Below are 15,207 nucleotides of genomic sequence, written 5' to 3' on the forward strand. Positions count from 1 at the left end.
TTTTTTGTTTCTATCTAGATTGTTTTTAATTTTTTATATCAGTTTCTATTTCCTGAAGGGCTGGGGTAATAGGATTCCCATCCGCATCAATCTCAATTATAGCATCAAAACCTAGTTCATCCAATTTAGATGCAATTTTGGCCCTGTCCCCTACCATAAACCAGTTTACAGCTTCAGGTTTTACCACCTTATTGCTTACACTCTTCACATCTTGCAATGAAAGATTTCTTACTTCATCATCATACCCTTGATAATAATCATCTGGCAACCCATACTTTACAATATTTATAACTGAGCTATTAACTGCGTTATTGGTTTCCCATTGCCCAGGAAGGCTTAAAATCTGATTAGTCTTAACCTTGTCTAATTCAGCCTGGGTTGCAGGCCTAGTGCTAGTGAACTCTGATATTTCTTTTCTTAGTTCTGTAACCGATTCCGCAGATTTGTCTGTCTGTACTGGAGCATACAGCAAAAACAACCTTTCTTGTTTTGCCCCCATTACAAAACCACTGGCGCCGTAGGCCCAATGTTTATCCTCACGCAAGTTCATGTTTATTCTAGATGTGAAATCACCTCCTAAAATACTAACCATTTGTTCCATGGCCACTTGAGAAACATCCCCATACTTTTCCGTTAAATGCCCTGCAAGTATTAATGATTGAGGGGATTCTGGTCTGTTCATTAAATATAAAGTGTTCTTGGAGTTCACTTGAGGTTTATTAAAGGTAATGGTAGGTATGGTTCCTTTTTTCCATTTGCCCAAAGACTTGTTCAGTTTTTTTGTCAATTCAGATAACTCAACATCACCCGTTACTACCAAAGTGGCATTGTTTGGTTTGATCCATGTATCATAAAAAGAGACCACATCTTCCCTAGTTAACTTTTCTACAGTATCCTCATAACCAGTTCCAGTGTATGGGTTGCTATACGGATGGCCATCACCATATAAATATTTGTTCATGACCCTTAATGCCATAGCAATGGGTTGCGACTTTTCTTTCTTTATATCATTTATCTGTTCTTCTTTTAATCGGGTAAATTCATTCTCAGGAAAAGAAGGGTTTAAAATAACATCTGCAAATAAATCCAAACTTGCGTCCAAACTTGGTTTTAGTGTATTCATTGAAATATGTGACATGTCCTGATTGGAATATGTGGAAAGACTAGCTCCCAATAATTGCAATTTCTCATTAATTTGCAACGAATTCATTTCCTTGGTTCCCTCGTCCATAAGGTTCATGGCTAATGAAGCTGTTCCGGGACTGGCAAGATAATCCGTCTTATATCCAGCATCTACCATCAAATTCATTACCACCGTAGGCACTCCTTTTCTTTGCGCCAATACAACATTTAAACCATTGGAAAGCTTGGCACGTTGCAATACAGGGAATTTAGATTTTTTTGGTTCTCCAACTTCTGGTAATTTAGAACGATCAACAGTGGATTTCTCAACTGTATAATCAGGAAATGGGTTGCAAACCAAGGTATGCTTTCCTTTGGTCAACCACTTTGTCGCCGTAGCTCTAATATCTTCAGCTGTTGCGTCCTCCACAAATTTTAAAGCTTTTTTATAATAAGAAGCATCTCCAAAATATGTTTGATTAGAAGCCAACCTATCCGACGTACCGCCAAAACCACCTATGCGCTCCAATCCTTTTATAAAACTGGAAAAATAGGCAGCCTTTACCCTTTTAAGTTCTGCCTCTGTTGGTCCATTTTTTATTAAATCATCGATTCCCGCCAACAACTTCTGTTTAACCTCTTCTGCATCTCCTCCGGGCTTTACATTTCCATATACTATAAATTGACTAGCTATCTCTCTGGAATACTGAAAAGAAACTACCGAACTGGCAATCTGATCTTCATATACCAGTTTTTTATACAGTCTAGAATTTTTACCACTTGTCAACAGTGCAGAAATTAAATCAAAATGCAAATCCTCTTTTTGGCCCAGCTGTGGCGTATTCCAAGAAAATAATATTCTTGTTTCCGGCACTCTATCCTCGTACACTTGGTATGTATCCCCATTGTGAACAGGTATATTTACCTCTTGTCTTTCTACCGTAGGTCCCGAAGGGATATCACCAAAATATTTTAATACCCTTTGATATATGTCTTGTGGCTCAATGTCACCGGCAATGGCAACTACTGCATTAGCAGCTCCATAGTATCCAGAAAACCATTCTTTTACATCCTCAACAGTAGCTGCATTAAGGTCTTCCATTTCCCCAATAATGGACCAAGAGTAAGGATGTCCTTTTGGATACATGGCCTTAGTTAAATAATTAAATTGTTGTCCATAAGGATTGTTCTCACCTTGCCTTTTTTCATTTTGAACCACACCACGTTGTTCATCCAACAGTTCTTGTTTAATGGCGCCCAAAAAATGCCCCATTCTATCCGATTCCAAAAACAATACTTGGTCCAAAGCGGCCACAGGTACATTTTGAAAATAGTTGGTCCTATCCGAGTTTGTAGTTCCATTTACATCTGTCCCCCCAATTCTTTCTATGGCTTGAAAATAATCATCATTAAAATTTTCACTGCCATTGAACATTAAATGCTCAAAAAGATGGGCAAATCCACTTTTACCTGGTTTTTCGTTTTTAGAACCAACATGGTACCAAACATTAACAGCCGCAATGGGTGCTTTATGGTCCTCATGCACCAAGAGTGTCAGTCCATTGGGCAACACAAATTTTTCATGTGGTATATCTATATCCGAAGCCTTGAACTCAAAACTTTGAGCTTGTTGTTTTTGGACAACAAAGGCAAATAAAAAAATAAAAAGAAGAAGTTTTTTCATGATTGATGTTGTTTTTTAAATTAAATTGGAATAAATATATGTATTATGTTAATCCTTAACAATTATATACATTGATATGTGCAATAAAATAACAAAGAAAGTAATCCTATTCTTTCTATTACCCTTAACAACTATGGATAGATTTATGAATTTTTAATTTTGTTATAAAAAATCAATATATTTAAGGAACCAAAACCCCCCTACTAAAAATGAAAAACTCTTTAAAGAATGACATGGGTCTTGCAATTTTAAGAATTGCACCCTCTGTGATGTTAATGACGCATGGAATAGGTAAATTCCAAAAACTGATCAATGGTAATTTCGAATTTGGAAACCCAATTGGGATTGGAGCAACACCTTCTCTTTTTTTGACCGTTATTGGCGAATTTATATGTCCAATACTAATAATTTTAGGTTTTAAAACTCGTTGGGCCGCCATTCCACCTGCAATAACAATGTTGGTAGCTGCATTGATCGTGCATAGTGCCGATCCCTTTGGCACAAAGGAAAAAGCCTTGATGTACCTTGTGTTTTTTGTGGCCATATTTTTATTGGGCCCAGGCAAATACAGTATTGATAAAAGATAATCTAGACAATCTTTACGAGAAGCTCTTTTAGAAGATCTGCATGGGAAATATTGGTAGCACCAACTCCCTTACCCTTTAAATCCAAGGTTCTAAGCTGTGATATAATTTGGCTTACTTTTTTCATGGGGTAATTTCTTGCTGCAATTTGAAATTCTGATACAAAAAAAGGGTTTACTCCTAATGCGCTCGCCACATTTTTTGATGAATGGTCGCTTAAGCCATGGTATTTTAATAATTGTGTGAAAAATGTATTGAGCAAAGTTATGGTAACCACAAATGGGTTGTCCTTTGGATTCTGGGCAAAGTAATTGATTATCCTAGTTGCTTTTATCACATTCTTTTCCCCAATAGCTTTTTTAAGCTCAAAATTGTTGTAATCCTTACTTATACCAATATGCTCTTCAATGACATCTGGCGTAATTTCGGTTCCCTTAGGAACTACCAATTGTAGTTTTTCTAGTTCATTGTTTACTCTACTTAAATCTGTTCCCAAAAATTCTACCAGCAAAATAGCGGCCTTAGGAGAGATTTTATATCCCTTACCCTGCAATATCCTTCGTATCCAATCTGATACCTGATTTTCATACAATTTTTTGCTTTCAAACAAAACCCCATTTTTTTTAATGGATTTGTACAATTTTTTTCTCTTGTCCAATTTTGCATATTTATAGCAGATAACCAGCACCGTAGAGGTTTGTGGTTGGTCACTATAAGAGGTCAAGTTTTCTATGGTTCTGGACAAATGTTGGGCTTCTTTCACAATAACCACTTGTTTCTCAGACATCATAGGGTATCGTTTTGCATTGCTTACAATGTCATCTACACTCGCATCTTTTCCATACAAGATGATTTGGTTAAAACCTCTTTCTTCTTCTGTTAAGACATTCTTTTCAATATATTCTGCAACCCTGTCTATATAATAGGCCTCATCACCCATTAGAAAATATATGGGCCTTAAATTACCATTCTTAATATCTGTAACTATTTGCTTAACTTCATCCATCCAAAAAAAATCATCAAATTTGTCTTATGCAACCATTAAATTTTCCAGCATATGACTTTAGATTCAAAAATAGCGAAAATAAAGTCCAGATTTTTGATGTCATTCGTAAAAAATTTGTGGTTTTACAACCCGAGGAATGGGTACGCCAACATGTGGTCCATAGTTTAATTGATGACAAAAAATACCCCAAATCCCTTATCAATGTTGAAAAACAGCTAAAAATCAACAACCTAACAAAAAGGTATGATGTCGTTGTCTATAATCCAGATGGCAGTATTCATGTTTTAGTGGAGTGCAAGGCTCCAAAAATTAAAATTTCTCAAACAACTTTTGACCAAATTGCACGGTACAATATGCAATTAAGGGCCAACTATTTAATAGTAACCAATGGTCTAGAGCATTATTATTGCAAAATGGACTCCGAAGAAGAAAAATATACTTTTTTGAGTCAAATTCCTGATTTTAGCCGTTAATTTGCTTTCGTTTTGAAGATAGCCATTGTCATACTCAACTGGAACGGTGCCACTCTGTTGGAAAAGTACCTTCCTTCTGTTACTAAATATTCACAAGGTGCAGATATTTATGTGGCTGACAATGCTTCTACCGATTCTTCCATCCCTTTCTTAAAAGAACACTACCCCAATGTTCAAATTATTCAAAACCAATCCAATGGCGGTTTTGCCAAAGGATACAATGATGCATTGCAACACGTTATTGCAGATATATACTGTTTATTGAATTCCGATGTAGAGGTGACCAAAGACTGGTTGGTTCCCATAAAAAAAGCATTTACTGAACTACCTGAAGCGGCGATTATCCAACCAAAAATTCTGGATTTAAAAAAGAAAAACTACTTTGAATATGCCGGCGCTGCCGGAGGTTTCATAGACCAATTGGGATACCCTTTTTGCCGGGGTCGTATTTTTCAGGCCTTAGAGGAAGATAAAGGACAATACAATGATATAAAAGAAATATTTTGGGCAACTGGTGCATGTATGTTCATTAAAAGTGGGCTTTACCACTCCCTTAAGGGTTTTGATGAGGACTATTTTGCACATCAAGAAGAAGTAGATCTTTGTTGGAGGGCCAAAAATGAAGGCTATAAAGTATTTTATGTAGGTACTAGTAGTGTTTATCATTTGGGCGGTTCCACTTTAAGCAATATGAACCCAAAAAAAACGTACCTCAATTTTAGAAATTCATTGTACTCTATTACAAAAAATCTCCCTAGAAGAAAAGCTTTTATAATTATTGGTCTACGATTGTTGCTGGATGCCGTGGCTGCGGTACGTTTTATCTTTCAATTAAAGTTTAAACATTGTGCGGCAATTCTTAGGGCCCATTTTAGTTTTTATCGTAACTTTAGGAACATGTACAAGAAGAGGGAAAAGGTTAATTTCATCCAAAAGTATTATACCACGAAATCCATAGTATGGTCTCATTTCGTACATCAAGTAAAGAATTTTAACATTTTAGTAAAAGATTAACTAAAATGTTAAAATGCGGATTGACAAATTATATAATTTTGGTTGCTTAATTAAGTAAAAAAAGAAATAACTAAACAATTAATATAAAGAATAATTATGAAGAAAATCATTTTAGGATGTCTGGGAGTAACACTTTTATTGTCGTCGTGTGTGTCTCAAAAGAAGTATGCAGCGTTGGAAGCACAGCAGCAGGAAACTCAAGATTTATTGAATTCTGCAACTGTAAAATTAAATGACTGTTTGGAAGAGAAGGCTTCAGCCTCTGCAAGATTACAAACTTTGGAAGATCAAAACGCTTTCTTAAAAGCAAACAATCAGGAGTTAATAAACAATATGGGGGATTTAACTACCTTAACAACAAAAGGTGCTGAGAATCTAGAAAAATCTTTGGAAAGTTTACAAGAAAAAGATTTGACCATTAGAAGATTGCAAGATGCCATTACAAGAAGAGATTCAGTGAACCTATCTTTAGTACAAAGTTTAAAAGGTGTTCTTGGAAATTTGGATGACGAGGATATAGAAATAAGCGTGGAAAAAGGTGTTGTTTTTGTATCTATTTCAGATAAGTTATTATTCAGTAGTGGCAGCTATAATATTACCAATAGAGCTAAAGAAGTTTTAGGTAAAGTTGCTAAGGTTGTTAACAATAAACCAGATTTTGAATTTATGGTAGAAGGTCATACAGATGATGTGCCATATAGAAAGGGTGTATTATTGGACAACTGGGATTTAAGTACAAAAAGAGCTACTGCCATAGTGCGAGTACTACAAAATGATTATAACGTAGATCCTAAGCGTATGACTGCTGCTGGTAGATCAGAGTATATTCCTGTATCTGCTACGGACAAATCGAAAAACAGAAGAACCAGAATTGTTGTTCTTCCTAAAATTGACCAATTCTATAGCATGATTGAAGAGGGAATGAAAGATCCCGCAATCAATAAATAATTAGAAACAAATGATATGATAAGGGCGGCCAATGGCCGCCCTTATTTTTTTTGCTATTTATAAAATATCCAAGCTCCCTTTTCCTTCTCTTAGCACAACCGGTTCTGCTTCGGATAAATCAATAATTGTTGATGCCATGTTACCTCCATACCCTCCATCAATAACCACATCAACCAAGTTTTGCCACTTTTCAAAAATAAGTTCAGGGTCAGTTGTATACTCCAATAGTTCATCCTCATCATGAATGGATGTGGAAACAATGGGATTGCCCAATCCTTTGACCAATTCTTGGGGAATACTGTTGTCCGGAACACGAATACCCACCGTTTTTCTTTTTTTAAAGTTCTTGGGCAAATTGTTATTTCCGGGAAGAATAAAAGTGTAAGGCCCAGGTAGGCACCTTTTTAATATTTTAAAAGTAGCAGTATCAATTTGACGTACATAATCGGAAAGATTGCTTAGGTCTGCACATACAAAAGACCATTTGGCTTTATCCAATTTTACACCCTTTATACGGGCCAAGCGATCTAGAGCCTTAGTATTGGTGATATCACATCCCAGACCATATACCGTATCAGACGGATAAATGATCAAGCCCCCTTTTTTAAGGACCTCCACTACCCTTCTAATTTCTTTTGGGTTCGGGTTCTCTGGATATATTTTTATAAATTCTGCCAACTATTCCTTTTTATTTGTCTCAAATTCTGCAGTCCTCGCTATTTGCTCTTCAAGATTCCAAGTAAAATTAAATCTATTTTTTAAATGTTCAGCTATAGGTTCTAACCCTATTTCGGCTCTTCTTTTATCAATATTGATCGGGTCATATACGGGCCAAACGTTAAAACTTTTAGTTTCCTGATAATATTTCATTTGTCCTCCATAAATCTGTAATTCGCCATGTTCGGTTGCAATTCTATCCTCTGCCCTTACCAAATATCTTGCTTGCAATTTTCCTTGCTTTACAGCCTCTCTCATCATTGGTAGATATTTTATTCTAACCTCATTATCTGAATGCTGAATTACATTGCAAAGGGTTAAACTGCCTTCAAATCCAATTGCATCTTCTCCCAACCAACCATATTCCTTTAATATGTTAGTAACTTTTTCTTTATTAACAACATGGTTCCTTCTATATATTTCTTGCTGAATACGAACTTCTTCAGATTCCGCACCGTATTTCTTTGTTTATTAATTTCTGCCTCTTCGGAAATAGAATCTGCCTTATTATTTGTTGACTTACCCTTCTGTTGCCCACAGGCCACTATGGATATAAGCCCTAAAAATGAAATAACAACCTTTATTTAGTCATGCATATTTATTTGGTATACTCCTCGTCAATAGCTTTCATTATATCAAAACCCAGGTCATCAATATTGTTTCTTTTTGGATGAAATGCAGAAACATTGGAAAGTATTACAATTCCATTTTTTGTATCTGGATTTAATAGTATTAATGAGCTATAGCCACCCGTACCGCCGCTATGACAGTACCAAACAGCTTTTGATTTTCTATTGATGATATGCCATCCTAAACCTATATCCGTAATGTCACTGATTTGAAACGTCTTAGTTCTAGTCAATTTTAGTTCTTTGTGTGATTCATCAAATTGTGCTGTTGCAAATTTTGCTAAATCTTCCGTTGTTGAAAGCATTCCACCAGCTCCGACCAGTGCAGCTAAGTCCCAATTGGAAGTTTCATTACCACCCACATCACGACCCTTTACTAAAATGTTTTCAATTTCATCTCTAATCGTTGTAGAGTTTTTCATTTCATATTTTGAAGTGATATACTTCTCCAGTAAATTCTGATAACCTGTACGCTCTATTTTACAAAGCACATAGCCCAAAAGTCCCGCTCCAAAATTAGAGTATTCATATTTTTCACCTGGCTGTTGGGACAAGAATAGTTCATTGGACAAGTAATCCTCTAACTTTTCTTCATTGTAGTTCTTATAAGGGTTATTGGGATTAGAGATTAGGTCTAAGTTGGAGGGCAATCTATCTAGACCAGAAGTGTGGTTGGAAAGTTGTTTAAAAGATAGTTTTTTGTCTCCTTTTATTGGCGTATCTATATAGTTATGTATATAATCGTCTAATTTTAACTTATTTTCCAATGCAAAATTGGCAAGAAGGGTTGCCGTAAAGACTTTGGTAATTGAGCCAATTTCAAAAGCACTTGTATTATTTTCTATATTGATAAGAGAATCATTGGCACGTTTAACACCATAAAATTCTGTAAAACCATTGGTTATAAAGGCAAAAGCCACTTCCGTATGGTCTGGAAACTCTTTGGTTTTTTCAAAAATTAAGTTGGCTTGTTTTTTCGAGATAAGATTATCAACCCCTAACTCATTAATCGTAGTTGTCTTCGTTTGTGATTCTCCACAACCATAAATAATAAGAGCAATAAGAGTGAAAAAAAACCTCATAATTAATTGTATTAGCGGTGATAACTAACTGCTACCCAATAACCTCCAACTTGGCAAAGCGCAACAACAACTTTTTAATAGTGGTCTCAAATTGTATTTCTGCCTTTTTATCATTCCCAACCCCCTCTATTTTTATAACTTTTCCTTTACCAAAACGGGTGTGGTTTACCAAAGAACCTTCTGCTAAATTAGGGTCAATAGTATTGGTGTTTCCTACTGGTGTAGCTATCTCCGGTTTTAACTTCCGTAATTTACGCAACTGATTTTCATTGGGTCGGGCAATAGTAGGTGGTGTCCCGCTCTTTGGTTTAACCTGGCGAAGGGTACTTTTATCCACCTCTCCAAAAATATCAGAATCAATCAACGATTTATACCGGTACCCAGCATTATCTATTGGAGTGAGGTTCTCAATATATTTTTCATCTATTTCCTCTAAAAAACGGCTAGGTTCAGCATCTATCAACTTTCCCCATCGGTATCTATTTTGCGCATAGGTAAGATAGGCCTGTTTTTCTGCTCTAGTCAGAGCTACATAGAACAAGCGTCTTTCTTCTTCCAGTTCGCTACGGGTATTCATACTCATGGCAGAAGGAAATAAATCTTCCTCCATCCCAACAATATATACATAGGGAAACTCCAACCCCTTTGCCAAGTGAATGGTCATTAAGGCCACTCTATCATCGTCCCCTGTATCTTTGTCCAAATCTGTTGCCAAGGCCACATCTTCCAAGAATTCTGACAAACCTCCTGTTGCATCCGCCAATTCCTTCTGACCTTCCACAAAATCTTGGATTCCATTCAACAATTCTTCAATATTTTCCATTCGGGCAATCCCTTCTGGTGTGCCATCTTTTTTAAATTCCAGTAAAATTCCTGTTTTCTTGGCTATATGTTCCGCAAGTACAAACGCATCCGAACCTTCATTCATAATTTGAAAGCTCTTGATCATAGTTACAAAATTCTGGAGTTTTGTTTTGGTACCGGAATTTATCTTTAAATCCAGTTTGCCCAAATGCTCCATCACTTCAAAAATGGAACGTCCGTAATGATTGGCGGCAACCACCAACTTGTCAATAGTAGTCTGCCCTATACCTCTAACAGGAAAATTAACAACTCTTTTTAAAGCCTCTTCATCCTTAGGGTTTATTACCAATCTTAAGTATGCCAAGACGTCTTTTATTTCTTTACGTTGATAGAAAGAAAGCCCACCATAAATACGGTACGGAATGTCCTTTTTCCTGAGTGCATCCTCTATTGCTCTAGACTGGGAGTTGGTTCGGTACAAAACGGCAAAATTTCCATTGGGCAATTGCTGTTGCATTTTGTTCTCAAAAATGGAACTGGCAACAAAACGACCTTCCTCTGCATCCGTTGGACTACGATGGATTTTTATTAACGACCCTTCATCATTACTGGTCCAAACCACCTTATCTAACTGGTTTTTGTTCTTAGCAATGATACTGTTCGCAGCATTTACAATATTCTTTGTGGAACGATAATTCTGTTCCAAACGATACATCCCAACCTCACCATAATCCTTCTGAAAATTAAGGATATTACTAATGTTTGCTCCTCTAAAGGAATAGATACTCTGTGCATCATCCCCTACCACACATATATTCTGATATCTATCTGAAAGTGCCTTTACAATTAAATACTGGGAGTGATTGGTATCTTGGTACTCATCTACCAATATATACCGAAATCTATCTTGATATTTCGCCAACACTTCTGGAAAACGGGTCAATAGTTCATTGGTACGTAACAGAAGGTCATCAAAATCCATAGCTCCAGCCTTAAAGCAGCGTTCTACATAATTCTGGTAGATTTCTCCTGTCCTTGGTCTTTTTGCCATGGCATCGGCTTCTACCAAATCAGGATTATTAAAATATGCCTTTACTGTAATAAGACTGTTTTTATAGGACGATATTCTATTCTGTATTTGTTTGTATTTATAGATATCCTTGTCCAACCCCATTTCCTTTATAATGGAAGCAATCAACCGTTGGGAATCTTGTGTATCGTAAATGGTAAAATTGCTGGGGTAACCTAATTTATCACCATCAAACCGAAGCAATTTGGCAAAAACCGAGTGAAAAGTTCCCATCCAAAGATTTTTGGCCTCAGAATTTCCAACGATATCAGCGATACGTTTTTTCATTTCACGTGCCGCTTTGTTGGTAAATGTCAGTGCCAAAATATTAAAAGAATCAACTCCTTGATTCATTAAATGTGCTATACGATAGGTCAACACCCTAGTTTTACCAGAGCCTGCTCCGGCAATTACCATTAATGGTCCATCCTTATGTACCACAGGAGCTCGTTGAGCCTCATTAAGTCCGTCTAAAAAATTATCCAATAGTATCGATTATTTAATCCTGAAAGGAAATGTGAATTTAGCCATTATTCATTTGATGTTAAAATCATCATTTTAATAATTATGAACAATGCCAAAGGAATTTCATCCTAATTTGAATATATTTATTGCACAAATTCATTACATGAAAAAATTATATCTTTTATTCTTTTCATTTTTTATCATACTGCATACCCATTCCATTTTTTCACAAGAAAAAGCAACTGGCCCTGTCATTGAGGAATATGGCCCCGTCTACAAAGTGGTAAATCCCGATTTTAAGGTTGATACTTCCACAGAGTTAAAAGTTGTATTTGATGTAATGAACAGTCCTGATGATAAGGGGTCTATAAATGCCAGTATTGAAACGGCTGCCCGTTTTTTTAATATGCATGCACAAGCTGGTATTCCTTTAAACCAACTACATGCAGCTTTGGTTGTACACAATAAAGCTGCAAAAGATATCATGACGAATGAAGCCTATAGGGAAAAATATCAAAGAGACAATCCCAACTTAAAACTCATCAACCTATTAATTGATTCCGGTGTACAGGTTGTTTTTTGTGGTCAATCCGCAGCGGCTCGTGGAGTTTCTAAAGAAGAAATGATTCCAAGAGTACAAGTATCACTATCTGCCATGACCGCGTTGATACAATTACAGAATCAAAATTATCGACTTATTAAATTTTAACACAAAGTACATGAACAAACTACTATTTATTGGCGCTCTGCTATTTGGAACTATTGCTTCTGCACAAAAAGTTAGCTTGGAATCTGAATACAATGCTATTGAAAACAAAATAATTGAATGGCGCCATGACCTTCATCAAAACCCTGAATTAAGTAATCGGGAATTTAAAACAGCAGAAAAAATTGCCAAACATTTAAAGTCTTTAGGGATTGAAGTGCAAACAGGCATTGCCAAAACAGGAGTTGTGGGTATTTTGAAAGGGGATTTACCAGGCAAAGTGGTCGCCCTGCGTGCAGATATTGATGCACTCCCAGTAACAGAACGAAATGATTTGCCCTTTAAATCCAATGTAACATCAATGTTTTTGGATACAGAGGTTGGAGTCATGCATGCCTGTGGTCACGATACGCATACTGCTATCCTTATGGGTGTTGCGGAAATCCTATCCAAGAACAAGGACAAAATCAAAGGAACCGTTAAGTTTATTTTTCAGCCTGCAGAAGAAGGCCCACCACCTGGGGAAGAGGGTGGCGCTCTGCTAATGGTACAAGAAGGGGTTTTAAAAAACCCCAATGTGGATGCCATTTTTGGTTTGCATATTGATTCGGAAATACCTGTTGGAGTTATACGTTACAAATCTGGTGGAACTATGGCAGCAGTACAACGTTTTGTCATCAATGTAAAAGGGAAACAAACACATGGCTCAGAACCATGGGCTGGTGTGGACCCCATTCTTATAAGTGCGAAAATTATTGATGGATTACAAACCATTATTAGTAGAGAAGTCAACCTTACCAATGAAGCAGCCGTAATAACCGTAGGAAAAATAACAAGTGGAGTACGTTTCAACATCATTCCAGAAAGTGCAGAAATGATTGGTACCATTCGTTCCCTGGATTATGATATGAAAGATTTGATTACCAAAAGAATGTCGGAAATGGTCCCAGCAATTGCGAAGGCCTATGGGGGTGATGCAACAATTGAATTTAGGAACAATACAGATATCACCTATAACAATCCAGATTTGGTGACCCAAATGCTTCCAACGTTAAAAAATGCAGCTGGTGAAGCCAATGTTTTAACACAAAAAGCGGTTACCGGTGGTGAGGATTTTTCCTATTTTCAAAACGAAATACCGGGTTTCTTCTTTTTTTTAGGAGGAATGACACCAGGAAGTACGGAAGCTTTTCCGCACCATACGCCAGATTTTAAAATTGATGATGCCGGGATGCTATTGGGCGTTAAGGCAATGACAGAACTTGCCATAGATTATTTAAGTAGTGGTTCAACCAACATAAAATCAGAAATCAAAGGTAAGTAATGCAAGAGATTATCAGTTTTTTTGCTCAAATTTCATGGTGGGTCTGGATATTGATTTTCCTGTTCATTGTTGCAATTCGAGATATCTTTTTTCAACGAGCACATACCATTAGCCATAATTTTCCCATTGTAGGCCATCTTAGATATTGGTTGGAAAGTATTGGTCCAGAAATGCGCCAATATTTTGTTGCCAACAATCGGGAGGAACTTCCTTTTAATAGAATTGAAAGGGGTTGGATCTACGCATCGGCAAAAAAAGAGAACAATTACGAAGGATTTGGTACAGACAGGGATGTTTATGCCCATCATCACGTTTTTATAAAAAACCAAATGATGGCCTATAAGGTGCCTATTGGCCATCCAAATGCCAAGGACAAAACATTCTTACCCTGTGCCAAAGTTATGGGAAGATACAATAAGCGTAGAAGACCATATAGGCCAGCATCCGTTATAAATGTTTCCGCTATGAGTTTTGGGTCGTTATCGGCTGCGGCTATAGAATCTCTTAATAAGGGGGTGGCCAAAAGTGGAGCTTTTCACAACACAGGAGAAGGAGGACTTTCCCCCCACCATAAACATGGAGGCGATGTTGTTTTTCATTTTGGGACAGGTTATTTTGGTGTTCGTACAGAGGATGGAAATTTTTCTATGGAAAAATTGAAAAAACTAGTTGAAGAAAATCCTTCCATAAAAGCAATTGAAATAAAATTATCCCAAGGGGCCAAACCTGGAAAAGGGGGTGTGCTTCCTAGAGCAAAAATAACACCTGAACTAGCCAGAATAAGGGGCGTTAAAGTAGGCAAAGATGTATTGTCGCCAGCTACCCACAAAGCATTCAGCAATATTCCGGAGTTAATGCAGTTCATAGAAAATATTGCCGAAGAAACAGGGTTGCCAGTTGGCATAAAGGGAGCAATTGGCAAACTGGATCAGTGGGAGCAATTGGCAGATTTAATGCTAAAAACGGGTAAAGGACCAGACTTTATTGCCGTAGATGGAGGTGAAGGTGGAACAGGGGCAGCTCCACCCAGTTTTGCGGATCATGTTTCCTTACCATGGGTATATGGTTTTAGTAATTTGTACAGACTGTTTCAACAAAAGAAATTAACCGAAAGGATTGTTTTTATAGGCAGTGGAAAATTGGGTTTCCCTGCAAAAGCGGCAATGGCATTTGCCATGGGAGCGGACTGTATCAATGTGGCTCGGGAAGCCATGATGAGCATTGGCTGTATTCAGGCTCAAATATGCCATACCAACAGGTGCCCTTCTGGGGTAGCTACTCAAAAGAAATGGTTGCAAAATGGGATAGATGTCACTTTAAAATCCAATCGATTAGCCCAGTATTTCATGACTTTTAGAAAGGAATTGGTCGAAATTACCCATGCCGCAGGATATGAACATCCATGTCAGTTTACCATGGAAGATATACAAGTAAATGTGGATGATATTGATTTAAGCAGAAATTTACGATATACCTATGGATATGACAAAACATCTGTTGAGTTCAACGGTATGGAAGAATTGAATACCTGTAATCATTTAGGCGGTAAGATATATATGGGAAAAGAATAATGAATTACT

At 36.9% G+C, this 15,207-nt stretch carries 13 protein-coding genes; 7 read left to right on the forward strand and 6 right to left on the reverse strand.

Annotated features, from left to right (window positions below; all coding sequences use genetic code 11):
* Positions 1 to 25: 25 nt before the first annotated feature.
* Entirely contained in the window at positions 26 to 2,806 is a 2,781-nt protein-coding gene (locus GGR42_RS02485) for a M16 family metallopeptidase (protein ID WP_167960516.1), read from the reverse strand.
* A gap of 209 nt (positions 2,807 to 3,015) precedes the next feature.
* On the opposite strand from GGR42_RS02485, the gene GGR42_RS02490 reads away from it, so the two are divergent.
* Positions 3,016 to 3,393 carry a DoxX family protein gene (locus tag GGR42_RS02490; protein WP_167960518.1) on the forward strand — a complete coding sequence of 126 codons (378 nt, stop codon included), beginning with the start codon at positions 3,016 to 3,018 and terminating at the stop codon, positions 3,391 to 3,393.
* A gap of 1 nt (position 3,394) precedes the next feature.
* Here the strand turns inward: GGR42_RS02490 and holA are convergent, their stop codons facing one another.
* Positions 3,395 to 4,396 (reverse strand): DNA polymerase III subunit delta, encoded by a 1,002-nt coding sequence (gene holA, locus GGR42_RS02495; protein WP_167960520.1) that lies wholly within the window; start codon positions 4,394 to 4,396, stop codon positions 3,395 to 3,397.
* Between the two features lie 26 nt (positions 4,397 to 4,422).
* Here holA and GGR42_RS02500 point away from each other — a divergent pair, with 26 nt between their 5' ends.
* The 3 genes from GGR42_RS02500 to GGR42_RS02510 all read left to right on the forward strand — a co-directional run bounded on the left by GGR42_RS02500 (position 4,423) and on the right by GGR42_RS02510 (position 6,831).
* Positions 4,423 to 4,869 carry a type I restriction enzyme HsdR N-terminal domain-containing protein gene (locus GGR42_RS02500; RefSeq protein ID WP_167960522.1) on the forward strand — a complete coding sequence of 149 codons (447 nt, stop codon included), beginning with the start codon at positions 4,423 to 4,425 and terminating at the stop codon, positions 4,867 to 4,869.
* A gap of 12 nt (positions 4,870 to 4,881) precedes the next feature.
* The gene (locus GGR42_RS02505; protein ID WP_167960524.1) at positions 4,882 to 5,883 is read left to right on the forward strand and encodes a glycosyltransferase family 2 protein; all 1,002 of its coding nucleotides are present in this window, start codon (positions 4,882 to 4,884) and stop codon (positions 5,881 to 5,883) included.
* 96 nt (positions 5,884 to 5,979) lie between these two features.
* On the forward strand, positions 5,980 to 6,831 hold the full coding sequence (locus tag GGR42_RS02510) for an OmpA family protein (protein ID WP_167960526.1): 852 nt from the start codon (positions 5,980 to 5,982) through the stop codon (positions 6,829 to 6,831).
* A 57-nt stretch (positions 6,832 to 6,888) separates the two neighbouring features.
* Here the strand turns inward: GGR42_RS02510 and GGR42_RS02515 are convergent, their stop codons facing one another.
* From GGR42_RS02515 to GGR42_RS02530, 4 genes are all read right to left on the reverse strand, one after another.
* Complete coding sequence (locus tag GGR42_RS02515) at positions 6,889 to 7,509, reverse strand: L-threonylcarbamoyladenylate synthase (RefSeq protein WP_167960528.1); 621 nt, start codon at positions 7,507 to 7,509, stop codon at positions 6,889 to 6,891.
* The gene (locus GGR42_RS02520) at positions 7,510 to 7,980 is read right to left on the reverse strand and encodes a DUF6624 domain-containing protein (RefSeq protein WP_394352758.1); all 471 of its coding nucleotides are present in this window, start codon (positions 7,978 to 7,980) and stop codon (positions 7,510 to 7,512) included.
* A 166-nt stretch (positions 7,981 to 8,146) separates the two neighbouring features.
* A complete protein-coding gene (locus GGR42_RS02525) occupies positions 8,147 to 9,259 on the reverse strand; it encodes a serine hydrolase domain-containing protein (protein WP_167960532.1) in 1,113 nt (370 codons plus the stop codon).
* Positions 9,260 to 9,290: 31 nt separating this feature from the next.
* Positions 9,291 to 11,618 carry an ATP-dependent helicase gene (locus tag GGR42_RS02530; protein WP_167960534.1) on the reverse strand — a complete coding sequence of 776 codons (2,328 nt, stop codon included), beginning with the start codon at positions 11,616 to 11,618 and terminating at the stop codon, positions 9,291 to 9,293.
* Positions 11,619 to 11,760: 142 nt separating this feature from the next.
* On the opposite strand from GGR42_RS02530, the gene GGR42_RS02535 reads away from it, so the two are divergent.
* The 3 genes from GGR42_RS02535 to GGR42_RS02545 are packed head-to-tail and all read left to right on the forward strand — an operon-like array spanning position 11,761 to position 15,198.
* A complete protein-coding gene (locus GGR42_RS02535; protein WP_167960536.1) occupies positions 11,761 to 12,306 on the forward strand; it encodes a DsrE family protein in 546 nt (181 codons plus the stop codon).
* Positions 12,307 to 12,316: 10 nt separating this feature from the next.
* Positions 12,317 to 13,627, forward strand: a complete 1,311-nt coding sequence (locus tag GGR42_RS02540; RefSeq protein WP_167960538.1) for an amidohydrolase — start codon at positions 12,317 to 12,319, stop codon at positions 13,625 to 13,627.
* Positions 13,627 to 15,198 carry an FMN-binding glutamate synthase family protein gene (locus tag GGR42_RS02545; protein ID WP_167960540.1) on the forward strand — a complete coding sequence of 524 codons (1,572 nt, stop codon included), beginning with the start codon at positions 13,627 to 13,629 and terminating at the stop codon, positions 15,196 to 15,198. The genes GGR42_RS02540 and GGR42_RS02545 overlap by 1 nt, the downstream gene beginning before the upstream one ends.
* The last annotated feature ends 9 nt before the right edge of the window (positions 15,199 to 15,207 follow it).

The sequence above is a fragment of the Saonia flava genome, assembly GCF_011927795.1.
GTDB lineage: Bacteria > Bacteroidota > Bacteroidia > Flavobacteriales > Flavobacteriaceae > Saonia > Saonia flava.